This is a genomic window from Streptomyces lusitanus (assembly GCF_042647945.1).
Taxonomy (GTDB): Bacteria; Actinomycetota; Actinomycetes; order Streptomycetales; family Streptomycetaceae; genus Streptomyces; species Streptomyces pseudogriseolus.
Window position 1 is genome coordinate 49,564 of the sequence record NZ_JBHRWL010000020.1, and the last position, 12,141, is coordinate 61,704.

Sequence of the window (12,141 nt, forward strand, 5' to 3'; positions counted from 1 at the left end):
GTTTCGATTGTGCGCTTGTCCGATCGTCTACGCGCCTGCCGGACGGGACGGGATTCCGCGCGGTGGAGTCCGCCGATCGGCCCAGCGACCGACGGTTCGGCGTCCGGCGCCTCGGGTACCCGGACGCAACCGCACGGGCGGCGCACGGGCCCGCACGGCGGGACACACCGGCCGGCACGGAGGGAGCAGGCGGCGATGAAGGCACTGACCTGGCAGGGGAAGCGGGACGTACGGGTCGAGACCGTCCCGGATCCCAGGATCGAGGAGCCGACCGACGCGGTCATCCGCGTCACCTCCACCGGACTGTGCGGATCCGACCTGCACCTGTACGAGGTGCTCACCCCCTTCATGACCCCCGGCGACATCCTCGGCCACGAGCCGATGGGCATCGTGGAGGAGGTCGGCGCGGCCGTCCCCGACCTCCAGGTCGGCGACCGGGTCGTGGTGCCCTTCCAGATCGCCTGCGGCAACTGCTGGATGTGCCTGACCGGCCTGCCCACCCAGTGCGAGACCACCCAGGTCACCGCCGAGGGCATGGGCGCGGCCCTGTTCGGCTACACCCGGCTGTACGGCGCGGTGCCCGGCGCCCAGGCCGAGTACCTGCGGGTGCCGCAGGCCCAGTACGGTCCGATCAAGGTGCCGGAGGGCCCGGCGGACGACCGTTTCGTCTACCTCTCCGACGTGCTGCCCACCGCCTGGCAGGCCGTCGCCTACGCCGAGGTCCCGCAGGGCGGCAGCGTCGCGGTGCTCGGCCTCGGCCCCATCGGCGACATGGCCTGCCGGATCGCCCAGGTCAAGGGCGCCGGACGGGTGTTCGGCGTGGACCTGGTCCCCGAACGGCTGCGCCGGGCCAAGGCACGCGGCGTGGAGACCTTCGACCTGCGCTCCTTCGACGACGAGAAGGAACTCGTCGAGGCGATCCGCGACCAGACCGACGGCCGCGGCCCCGACGCGGTGATCGACGCCGTCGGCACCGAGGCGCACGGCAGCGCGGCGGCCCGCATGGTGCAGAACGCCTCGGCGCTGCTGCCCCGCAAGATCAGCGGCCCGATGGCCGAACGCTTCAGCGTGGACCGGCTCGCCGCCCTCTACACCGCCATCGACCTGGTCCGCCGCGGCGGCACCATCTCGCTCTCCGGCGTCTACGGCGGCATGGCCGACCCGATGCCGATGCTCACCCTGTTCGACAAGCAGATCCAGATGCGCATGGGCCAGGCCAACGTGCGCCGGTGGAGCGACGAGATCATCCCGTACCTCACCGACGAGGACCCGCTCGGCGTCGACGACTTCGCCACCCACCGCGTCACGCTCGACGAGGCCCCCGAGGCGTACGACATGTTCCAGAAGAAGCGGGACGGCGCGGTCAAGGTGCTGATCAAGCCCTGACGGCCGGCTGGGAACCCACCGCGGGCCGCCACGCTCACGGCCCGCCGAGGATCTCCGCGAGGTCGTAGCGGACCGGCTCCTCCAGCTGCGCGTACGTGCAGCTCTCCGGGGTGCGGTCGGGGCGCCAGCGGCGGAAACGGGCGGTGTGCCGGAAGCGCTGCCCGTTCTCCATGTGGTCGTACGCGACCTCCGCCACCCGCTCCGGCCGCAGCGGCACCCACGACAGGTCCTTCTTGCCCGTCCAGCGGCTCGGCGCGCCCGGCAGCCGCGCCGACGCGTGGGCCGCCTCGTCCCCCCAGGCCGCCCACGGATGGCCCGACACGTCCTCCAGCCGCAGCGGCTCCAGCTCCTCCACCAGCTCCGCGCGCCGCTTCATGGAGAATGCGGCCGACACCCCCACGTGCTGGAGGGCGCCGCCCGCGTCGTACAGGCCCAGCAGCAGCGAGCCCACCACCGGGCCGCTCTTGTGCAGCCGGTACCCGGCGACCACCACGTCCGCCGTCCGCTCGTGCTTGATCTTGAACATGGCCCGCTCGTCCTACCGGTACCGCAGGTCCAGCGGCTTGGCCACCACCCCGTCCAGCCCCGCGCCCTCGTACTGCTCGAACCAGCCCCGTGCCACCTCGACGTCCGTGGTGGCCAGCGCCACGTGCACCGGCGGGGTGACGTCCCGCAGCGCCCGCACCAGCAGCTGCCGCCGGTCGGACAGCGGCACGTCCAGCAGCGACTCGTCCGCCAGCGCCAGCAGGTCGAACGCGACGAAGGAGGCCGGGGTGCGCTCGGCCAGCGTCCGCACCCGGGAGTCCGCCGGGTGGATGCGCTCGGTCAGCGCGTCGAAGTCGAGATGCCCCTCGCGGGCGATGACGATCTCCCCGTCCACCACGCACCGCTCGGGCAGCCGCTCCCGCAGCGCATCGGCCAGCTCGGGGAAGTAGCGGGTGAGCGGCTTGCCGGTACGGCTGCCCAGCTCCACCTCGTCCCCGTCGCGGAACACGATCGCCCGGAAGCCGTCCCACTTCGCCTCGTACTGCATGCCCGGCGGGATCTTCGCCACCGACTTGGCGAGCATCGGCTTGACGGGCGGCATCACCGGGAGGTCCATGGCTCGACTGTAAGGACGGAGTCGGCGGTCCGCGCATCGAAGGCGCCGGCCTGGTGCTGCCGGGCGGCACCCCTGCGGCGGGCCTCGCCGTCAGCGCCGTACCCGCGGCTCACGGGGTGCCTCGCATCGTCGTACGCCGGGTGCGGCCCGTCAGGGGCCGGTCGCGCAGTTCCCCGCGCCCCTGGAGCCGCGCCCGGTGTGCGGGCCCCGGCCCCCGGCCCTACCGTGGCCGCATGGGCGATGCGGTGGAACTGGAGGTCGGCGGCCGGACGGTACGGCTGTCCAGCCCGGACAAGGTCTTCTTCCCGGAGCGCGGGTACACCAAGCTGGACGTCGCCCGCTACTACCAGGCGGTCGCCCCCGGCATTCTGCGTGCCCTGCGCGAACGGCCCACCACCCTCCAGCGCTACCCGGACGGCATCGAGGGCGAGTGGTTCTACCAGAAGCGCGCGCCCAAGAGCATGCCCGACTGGATCCCCACCGCGCACATCACCTTCCCCAGCGGGCGCAGCGCCGACGAGATGTGCCCCACGGAGGAGGCCGCCGTGGTGTGGGCGGCCCAGTACGGCACGCTCGTCTTCCACCCCTGGCCGGTGCGCCGCCCGGACGTCGACCACCCCGACGAACTGCGCATCGACCTCGACCCGCAGCCCGGCACCGACTACGACGACGCCGCCCGCGCCGCCCGTGAACTGCGGGCCGTCCTCGACGAGTACGGGCTGCGCGGCTGGCCCAAGACCTCCGGCGGCCGGGGCCTGCACGTCTTCGTGCCGATCGAGCCCCGCTGGACCTTCACCCAGGTCCGCCGCGCCGCCATCGCCGTCGGCCGGGAGCTGGAACGCCGGATGCCCGAGCAGGTGACCATCAAGTGGTGGAAGGAGGAGCGCGGCGAGCGCATCTTCGTCGACTACAACCAGACCGCCCGCGACCGCACCATCGCCTCCGCCTACTCGGTGCGGCCCCGCCCGCACGCGCCCGTCTCCGCGCCGCTGCGCTGGGACGAGGTGGGCGTCGCCCACCCGGAGGACTTCGACATCACGACGATGCCCGCGCGCTTCGCCGAACTCGGCGACGTGCACGCGGACATGGACGACCACGCCTTCTCGCTGGAGCACCTGCTGGAGCTGGCCCGCCGTGACGAGCACGACCACGGGCTCGGCGACCTGCCCTACCCGCCCGAGTACCCGAAGATGCCCGGCGAGCCCAGCCGGGTGCAGCCGAGCCGGGCCAGGAAGCCGAAACCCTCGGCGTCCTGACCCGGCTCGTTCAGCGAGCGGGCGCGGCTACAGATCCTTGATCCGCACGTCCCGGTAGGAGATGACGTCCGTCGTGCTGTGCACCTGGAGTCCGATGTAGCCGGCGGCGAACCGCCGCCCGTCCGTGCCCGGGTCGTCCGAGCGCGGCGGGGAGAAGTCCAGGCCGCCGATGTTGTCGAACTCGTTGATCAGCACGCCGTTGCGGTAGACCTCGTAGTGCTGGTCCACCACCCGGATCTCGTAGTCGTTCCAGGTGCCCTTCTGCGTCACGCCCGCGCCGGCCAGGCCCACACGGTCGAAGCCGTACACCGAGCCCGACTTGTACATGTCGCCGGTGGGCGAGTCGAACACCTGCACCTCGTGTCCGTACTTGATGGCCGCCCACTCCGGCCGGGGCTCCTCCGGGTGGTCGTGGATCTGCGGGAACCGCACGAACACACCGCCGTTGGCGTTCGCGGTGCCCGGGGCGTCGTCACGCCACTGGAGCTTCAGCGAGAAGTCGCCGTAGGTGCGCTCCGGGAACCACAGCATGCCGAGCCCGCCCCGGCTGGTGCCCGAGGTGATCGACCCGTCCGGGTTCAGGCTGAACGAACCGCCGCCCACCTGCTCCCACTTGGCGAACGACGCCTCGGTGCCGTCCAGGATGGTGCGGTACCCCTCGGTCTGGCCGGGCGTGCCGATGCCGGACTGCCGGGCCGCCTTGTTGATCGCCCGGTACTCCCGCCGGTCGACGACCCCTTCCGCCTTGAGCGCGTCCAGCACGGTCCTGACGTGCTTCAGGAACAGCGCCTGCGAGGTCCACTGCTTCTCGTCCTCGATCAGCTCGCCGATCCGGCACCGGTTGTTGGTCACCCGGTTCGGCACGCCCGAGTCGACCGTGCCGACGATCACCGTCAGCCGCTCGTCGTACTCGGGGCAGTTGGGCGCGGGCACCCCGCCGGACGCCACCACCGTGAAGCTCACGGTGAGCGGCTCGGAGGTGTTGCCGGCCTCGTCGGAGGCCCGGTAGGCCACCGTGTGCCGGCCCGCCCGGTCGACCACCACGGGCGCGGTGTACGCCAGGTACGGCCCGCCGTCGAGGGAGTACTCGATGCCGGCGACACCGGACCCGCCGTGCCCGTCGTCGGCGCTGACGGTCACCGTGGCGCGGCCGACGTAGGCGCCGTCGGAGTTCTTCGTGCCGTCCAGGGTCACGCCGGTCGCCGGCGGGGTGGTGTCCTGCGGGGGAGCGGCGACGACCGTGAACTCCACGCTCTTCTCCGCCGCGACGTTGCCCGCCTTGTCGGTGGCCCGGTAGCGGACGGTGTGCGTGCCCGCCTCGTGCACCATCACCGGACCGGCGTACGGCTGCCAGGCGCCGTCCGCGCCGAGCGCGTACTCGATGGTGTTGACGCCGGTGCCGGTGTCGGACGCGGTGACGGTGACCGTCGCCATGTCGATGTAGTGACCGTCGGCGTTCTTCTCGCCGTCCACGGTCGCCGAGGTCTCCGGCGGCGTGGAGTCGTCCGTCGGCGGGGCGACGACGGTGAACGCGACGCTCTGCTCCTCCGACACGTTGCCGGCCTTGTCCAGGGCGCGGTAGCGGACGGTGTGCGCGCCGATCTGGTCGACCACCACCGGGGCGGTGTACGGCTGCCAGGCGTCGTCGTCGCCGAGCGCGTACTCGATCCGGTCGACGCCCGAGCCCTCGTCGGTGGCCGAGAGGGCGACGGTCGCGGCGCCCACGTACTCGCCCTTGTCGTTCTGCGTGCCGGTCACCTTCGCCGCGGCCTCGGGGGCGGTGGTGTCCTCGCCGCCGCCCTCGGTGACCGTCAGGATGCCCTGCATCTGGCCGTGGCCGGGGATGGTGCAGTGGTAGAAGTACCGGCCCGGGGTGAGCGTCACCTCCGCGGTGTGCCGGCCGCCCTGTGCGTCGGCCGGGTTGGCCAGGATGTTGAGCTGGACGTCGTTGTTGAACTCGGGGTCGGAGGTGACGAACGTCAGGGTGTGCGGCATGCCGGTGGTGTTGCCGGTGGCCGCGCTGTTCTCGAAGACGATCGTCGCCGGACCGGCCACCGCGGTGGCCGGCGCGGACGCGTACTCGGTGATGCTGTCACCGGCGGTCCAGGTCAGCACCTGCGCCGCCGCGCCGGCGTCCTCGGCCTTCGGCTGCCCGGCCGCGGGCAGCGCCTGCAGGCCGAGCACCGTCATCAGGCAGGCCAGCAGGACGGCCCACATTCCTGGTCGACGTATCACTGCGTCCCCCTCGCCAGCTGGCCGGCGGCCGGGGTCGGCCCGCCGCCCGTGTAGGTGACCCGCCACAGCGCGGACTTGGCGTCGGAGGTGAAGAACCCGCGTCCGTAGTCCAGCACGTACAGCGCGCCGTCCGGGCCGAACGTCCAGCCCATCAGGTTCTTGATGCCGTCGTTGCCGATCGGCACGATCTTCTTCAGGGACTCCGAGTGCACCGGCAGACCGCCGTCGCCCTGCGTCCTCGGGTCCATCAGGACGGCGTTGCGCGGCTGGTCGGAGTCGTAGAAGTCGCCGACGAACCACTTGCCGTCCCAGTACGCCGGCCACTTGACGTCACTGGAGTTCGTGCCGTCGTAGCGGTAGACCGGCCCGTTCATCGCGGCCTGCCCGCCGCCCTTGAGCCAGGGCAGCCTGTACGTCGCCTCGTCCTGCTTGTAGGACGGGACGCCGTTCGCGTCGCGCGGGAAGTCCGGGGCGCCGCCCTGCGGCGAGTACCAGATGTTGTTGCCGGTCACCGGCGGCAGGTTGACCAGGCCGTCGTTGTTCGGCGACTCGTTCTTCGGGTGGTCGCAGTCGTACCAGCCGAGCGGCTTGGACGGGTCGGGCAGGTTGCGGTCCCGGTAGGGCTGCTTGTTGCCCATGCAGTACGGCCAGCCGCGGTTGGACGCCTTCGTGATGACGGCGAAGGTGTCGTACTTGGCCGGGCCCCAGGTCGTCGACGGGGCGCCGGCGTCCGGGCCGACCCAGCCCGCGTAGAGGATGTCGGTCTTCTTGTCGACGGAGATGCGCGCGGGGTTGCGCACGCCCATCACGTAGATCTCGCCGCGGGTCTTGCCGCCGCCCTCGTCGGTCTCCTTGCCGGTGAACAGGTTGCCCTCGGGGAGGGTGTACGTGCCGTCCGGCTCGGGGTGGATGCGCAGGATCTTGCCGTTGAGGTTGTTGGTGTTGCCGGCGGTGCGGCGCGCGTCGGCGAAGGACACGCCCTTGTAGTTGGGCTGCGGGTTGTTGCCCGAGTAGCCGTCGCTGAAGCCGCTGGAGTTGTTGTCACCGGTGGCGATGTACAGGTTGCCCTTGGAGTCCCAGGCCATCCCGCCGCCCGCGTGGCAGCAGCTGTGGATCTGCACCGGCCACTTCAGCAGCACCTTCTCGCTGGCCAGGTCCAGCTTGTTGGTGGCGAGGTCGAGTGTGAAGCGGGAGACCCGCCGCTCGGCCATGCGCTTGTCGCGGTCGATCCCGGAGTGCGGGGTGTAGTGCAGGTACACCCACCCGTTCTCCTCGAACCTCGGGTCGAGTTCGATGCCGAGCAGACCCTCCTCGACCTTGACGAGTTCGTCGCCGCCGCCCTTGTTGCCGAAGACGGTGAGCGCGCCGGCGAGGGTGACCTCCTTGGTCTTCGGGTCGTAGACGTGGATCTCGCCCTTGCCCTTGCCGACGTCGGGGTCGTTCCAGTCGGTGACGACCGGCTGGGAGGCGTCGGCGCCGCCCCGGCCGATGTAGAACACCCGCCCGTCGGGCGCGGTGACCAGGCCGTGCGGCTCGCCGATCTGGTCGTTCTGGCCCGGCTGGTTGGGCCGGGTGAGCCGCTCCGCCTTGTAGTTGCCGGTGATGGTCGCCTTGCAGTCGGCCCGCACCAGGCGGGTGGTCCACAGCAGGGCGCCGCGCAGGTGCTCGCGGAAGTCCGTCTCGTCGTAGGACGACACCGTGCCGCCCATGCCGGTGTAGAAGGAGCGGCCGCCGTCGTAGTCACGGCACCAGCTGACCGGGTGGTCCCAGCCGTTGGCGCCCGTGCCGGGCCGGTACGTCGACTCGCGGACCCTGGCGACCGTGTGGACCTCGCCGGAGGGGTTCCTGGCCCAGTTCAGCCACTTGTCGGGCCGCTTCCACTCCATCGGCAGGCTCTTGGTCGCCGGGTGCACCCGGTCGCCGACCTCCACGGTCGCCCGCTGCACGGTGGACTGACCGGCGGCGGGCCGGGCGCCGATCAGACCGGTGAACCAGTCCGAGTACGGCTCGGCGCGGGCCGCGTCGTGCAGGCCGACGAACCCGCCGCCGGCCTCCATGTACGCCTCCAGGCCGGCCTCCTGCTCCGGGTCGAGGACGTCCCCGCCGCCGGTGAGGAACACGATGGTGTTGAAGCGGCTCAGCTTCTTGTCGTTGGTGAAGACCGAGGCGTCGCCGGTGGCGGTGACCGTGAAGCGCTGGTTCTCCGGGCCGGTCTGCCCGATCCGCTCGATCGCCGCGATCCCGGCGTTCACCAGAGGCGACTCCTCGCCGCCGGCCGCCGAGCCGTAGAACAGCAGCACACGTACGTTCGCGCCGCCGGGCGGCGACTTGATGGACATCGTTGTCAGGGACGGATCCGGGGCCGTGCGCGCGCTGGCGGCGGGACCCGACAGCAGGCCGGCGGCGACGACACCGGCGGCCACGGTGGCGGCCCAGGCGCGTCGTCTCGTTCTCGTCCTTCGTGCGTTCGAGGTGCTTGTTGTGTTCAACCCGCGTATGTGCGCGGGTTTGTGATGCGATGTGGACCGCACGTGGCCACCCACCCCTCCTCGGTCGCAGCAACAGCGTCAAGGAAGCTAGACCTCTTTGCGCCAGACGCCAATACCTATCGCAGCAATGAAACGAACTTTGTCCTGAGTGTGGATAAACCGAGGGGTGGCCGCTACGGTTTCACAGGTTCATGACAGCCACATGGGGAGTTCGGCATGGACAGACGCGGTTTCAACCGGCGAGTGATCCTGGGCGGCGCCGCGGTGGCGACGACATCGTTGTCGACCGCATCCGGGGCCGCGAGCGCCGCCGCCACGGCGCGGACCGCGCCCGCCGGCGGCGAGGTACGCCGGATCAAGATGTACGCCGAGCGCCTGCCCGGCGGGCAGATGGGCTACGGCTTCGAGAAGGGCAAGGCGACCGTCCCCGGCCCGCTGATCGAGCTCAACGAGGGCGACACCCTGCACATCGAGTTCGAGAACACCATGGACGTCCCGGTCAGCCTGCACGTCCACGGCGTCGACTACGAGATCTCCAGCGACGGCACCCAGCAGAACAAGAGCGACGTCGAGCCCGGCGGCACCCGCACCTACACCTGGCGCACCCACAAGCCGGGGCAGCGCGCGGACGGCACCTGGCGGGCGGGCAGCGCGGGCTACTGGCACTACCACGACCACGTGGTCGGCACCGTGCACGGCACCGGCGGCATCCGCAACGGCCTCTACGGACCGGTGATCGTCCGCCGCAAGGGCGACATCCTGCCGGACGCCACCCACACCATCGTCTTCAACGACATGACGATCAACAACAAGCCGCCCCACACCGGCCCCGATGTCGAGGCCACGGTGGGCGACCGGGTCGAGATCGTCATGATCACGCACGGCGAGTACTACCACACCTTCCACATGCACGGTCACCGCTGGGCCGACAACCGCACCGGCATCCTCACCGGCCCCGACGACCCCACCCGGGTCGTCGACACCAAGATCTGCGGCCCAGCCGAGTCCTTCGGGTTCCAGGTCATCGCCGGGGAGGGGGTGGGCGCGGGCGCCTGGATGTACCACTGCCACGTCCAGAGCCACTCCGACATGGGCATGGTCGGCCTGTTCCTGGTCAAGAAGCCCGACGGCACCATCCCCGGCTACGACCCGCACGAGCACGCCCACACCACGGCCTCCGGGGAACAGTCCGGGCACGCGCACTGACGGACGGCCCGCCGCGGCGAGAGCGCTCTCGCCGCCGGGCCCGTCGGGGCTATCCTTTCGGCCAACCGCCAGGTGAGGAGCCCCGAAGTGAGCGAGACAGCGTCACGACCCACGCTGGAGGCCGTGGCCGCGCGGGCCGGGGTCTCCCGGGCCACGGTGTCCCGCGTGGTCAACGGCTCCGACGGAGTGCGCGAGCCCCTGGCCGAACGCGTCCGGCGCGCGGTGGACGAACTCGGCTACGTCCCCAACCAGGCCGCCCGCAGCCTCGTCACCCGGCGCCACGACGCCGTCGCCGTCATCGTGGCCGAACCGGAGACCCGGGTCTTCGCCGACCCCTTCTTCGCCCGGCAGCTGCGCGGCATCAGCAAGGAGCTGACCGCCCACGACAACCAGCTGGTGCTGCTGCTCACCGAGGACCGCGACGACCACGCGCGCGTCGCCCGCTACCTGGCCGGCGGCCATGTCGACGGCGCCCTGGTGTTCTCCCTGCACGTCGACGACCCGCTGCCCGGACTGATCCAGCGCGCCGGACTGCCCACCGTGTTCGGCGGCCGGCCGCACTGGAACGGCGGCGAGGACGGCGTCCGGTACGTCGACACCGACAACCGGGGCGGCGCCCGCGACGCCGTACGCCATCTCCTCGGCCTCGGCCGCCGCCGCATCGCGCACATCACCGGCGCCCTCGACCAGACCTCGGCGGTGGACCGGCTCGACGGCTTCCGCGACGTCATGGCCGACCCCGACCCGGCGCTGGTCGAGGAGGGCGACTTCACCGCCGCGAGCGGCGAGCGGGCCATGCGTGAACTCCTCGGCCGCCGCGCCGACCTGGACGCGGTCTTCGCCGGGAACGACCTGATGGCGGCCGGCGCCCTGCGGGCGCTGCGCGAGCACGGCCGGCGGGTGCCCGACGACGTCGCCGTGGTCGGCTTCGACGACATGCTGCCGATCGCCGAGCAGACCGAACCCCCGCTCACCACGGTCCGTCAGGACATCGAGGAGATGGGCCGCCTGATGGCCCGCCTGCTGCTGCGCGACCTGGACCGCGGCGCCGCGCCGGACCAGGCCGCCGACCCCGCGCCGTCCGGGGTGGTGCTGCCGGTCACCCTGGTCCGCAGGGCCTCCGCCTGACCCCGCTTCCCCGATCGGCCGCGGGCCGTCCGGGTGCCGTCCGGGCGATCGCCCGCGGGGAGTGGAAGACTCGGCGGAGCAGGCGACGGGACTCCCCTTCAGGAGGCACCATGCTCACCACCCGCTTCGTCGACGGCGCGCCCTGCTGGATCGACGTCGCCACGCCCGACCCCGACGGCACCGCGTCCTTCTACCGCGACCTGTTCGGCTGGTCGTACCGCTCCGCGGGACCCGAGGGCGGAGGCTACGGCTTCCTCGAGCGGGCGGGCCGGATCGTCGCGGGCTGCGCGCCCCTCACCGGCGGCCAGGACCCGGCCGCCTGGACGGTGTACTTCCGCAGTGCCGACGCCGACGCCACCGCCGACGCGGTCCGGCACGCCAGGGGAAGCGTGCCGGCGCCGCCGTTCACCGTGGGGGAGCAGGGCCGCTCGGCGGTCCTCGCCGACCCGATGGGCGCCGCCTTCGGCGTGTGGCAGCCCGGACGGCGCGAGGGACTGGAGGCGGCCGGCCAGGCGGGCTGCCTCTGCTGGGCCGAGCTGTACACGCCGGACATCGCCCGCGCAGCCGCCTTCTACCACAAGGTCCTCGGCTGGGAGACCTCCGCGGTGAGCTTCCCCGGGGGCGTCTACACCACCTTCAGCCCGCGGGAGACCGGGGAGGAGGGCGCGTTCGGCGGGATGGTGCCGCTCGCCGACGACCCCGTCGAGGCGGAGGAGAGCCGGCCGCACTGGCTGCCGTACATCGGCGCCGAGGACCCGGACGCCGTGGTCGCGCGCGCCGCCGAGCTGGGCGGCCGGGTGCGGATGCCCGCCACCTCGATCCCCGGGGTGGGCCGGCTGGCCCGCCTGGAGGACCCGTACGGTGCGCGCTTCGCGGTGCTCAGGGGCGACCCGCGCGAGACCTGACGTCCGGCGCGGTCCGGCGCGCCGCCGTGCGCGACCGGGCCACAGGCCGTCATCATCGTGCCCGCCGCGCGGGTTCCGCCGGGCCGGGGCAGCCGCCCCGGGGCCCGGCGTTGATGCCGCGTTGATCGAACGTTTTTCCCGCTCGGGCACGCTTCCGGCCATGCACACCGACACCTTGACGCCGCCCGACCTCTCCTGGCAGGAGGAGGCGCTGTGCGCGCAGACCGGGGGAGACTTCTTCTTCCCGGAGCCCGGCAGCTCGGTCCGTGAGGCCAAGCGCATCTGCGGTCTGTGCCCGATCCGCGCCGTCTGCCTGGAGTACGCCCTCACCCACGACATGCGCTTCGGCGTGTGGGGCGGCCTGTCGGAGAAGGAACGCCACGAACTGCGGCGCACCGGACGCCGTTAGGGCCTGTCCGGCATGATCCGCGCCG

General features: G+C 72.1%; 8 protein-coding genes and 1 pseudogene. 6 read left to right on the plus strand and 3 right to left on the minus strand.

Annotated features, from left to right (window positions below; all coding sequences use genetic code 11):
- The first annotated feature begins 195 nt into the window (after positions 1-195).
- Positions 196-1,386: a zinc-dependent alcohol dehydrogenase gene (locus tag ACFOSY_RS27235; RefSeq protein ID WP_006129891.1), complete on the plus strand. Its 1,191-nt coding sequence runs from the start codon at positions 196-198 to the stop codon at positions 1,384-1,386.
- 34 nt (positions 1,387-1,420) lie between these two features.
- Here the strand turns inward: ACFOSY_RS27235 and ACFOSY_RS27240 are convergent.
- Positions 1,421-2,488: pseudogene (locus tag ACFOSY_RS27240) on the minus strand (ATP-dependent DNA ligase).
- A 233-nt stretch (positions 2,489-2,721) separates the two neighbouring features.
- Here ACFOSY_RS27240 and ligD point away from each other — a divergent pair.
- A complete protein-coding gene (gene ligD, locus ACFOSY_RS27245) occupies positions 2,722-3,744 on the plus strand; it encodes a non-homologous end-joining DNA ligase (protein WP_394311619.1) in 1,023 nt (340 codons plus the stop codon).
- 27 nt (positions 3,745-3,771) lie between these two features.
- On the opposite strand, the gene ACFOSY_RS27250 is transcribed toward ligD, so the two are convergent.
- Both ACFOSY_RS27250 and ACFOSY_RS27255 read right to left on the minus strand, forming a co-directional pair.
- The gene (locus tag ACFOSY_RS27250) at positions 3,772-5,961 is read right to left on the minus strand and encodes an OmpL47-type beta-barrel domain-containing protein (RefSeq protein ID WP_394311716.1); all 2,190 of its coding nucleotides are present in this window, start codon (positions 5,959-5,961) and stop codon (positions 3,772-3,774) included.
- Positions 5,962-5,975: 14 nt separating this feature from the next.
- Positions 5,976-8,402 (minus strand): ThuA domain-containing protein, encoded by a 2,427-nt coding sequence (locus tag ACFOSY_RS27255; RefSeq protein WP_394311621.1) that lies wholly within the window; start codon positions 8,400-8,402, stop codon positions 5,976-5,978.
- Positions 8,403-8,684: 282 nt separating this feature from the next.
- Here ACFOSY_RS27255 and ACFOSY_RS27260 point away from each other — a divergent pair, with 282 nt between their 5' ends.
- The 4 genes from ACFOSY_RS27260 to ACFOSY_RS27275 all read left to right on the plus strand — a co-directional run bounded on the left by ACFOSY_RS27260 (position 8,685) and on the right by ACFOSY_RS27275 (position 12,116).
- Entirely contained in the window at positions 8,685-9,674 is a 990-nt protein-coding gene (locus tag ACFOSY_RS27260; RefSeq protein WP_394311623.1) for a multicopper oxidase domain-containing protein, read from the plus strand.
- A gap of 87 nt (positions 9,675-9,761) precedes the next feature.
- Positions 9,762-10,802, plus strand: a complete 1,041-nt coding sequence (locus ACFOSY_RS27265; RefSeq protein WP_394311628.1) for a LacI family DNA-binding transcriptional regulator — start codon at positions 9,762-9,764, stop codon at positions 10,800-10,802.
- A 110-nt stretch (positions 10,803-10,912) separates the two neighbouring features.
- Positions 10,913-11,707: a VOC family protein gene (locus ACFOSY_RS27270; RefSeq protein WP_394311634.1), complete on the plus strand. Its 795-nt coding sequence runs from the start codon at positions 10,913-10,915 to the stop codon at positions 11,705-11,707.
- A 160-nt stretch (positions 11,708-11,867) separates the two neighbouring features.
- A complete protein-coding gene (locus ACFOSY_RS27275; RefSeq protein ID WP_394311636.1) occupies positions 11,868-12,116 on the plus strand; it encodes a WhiB family transcriptional regulator in 249 nt (82 codons plus the stop codon).
- Positions 12,117-12,141 lie beyond the last annotated feature (25 nt).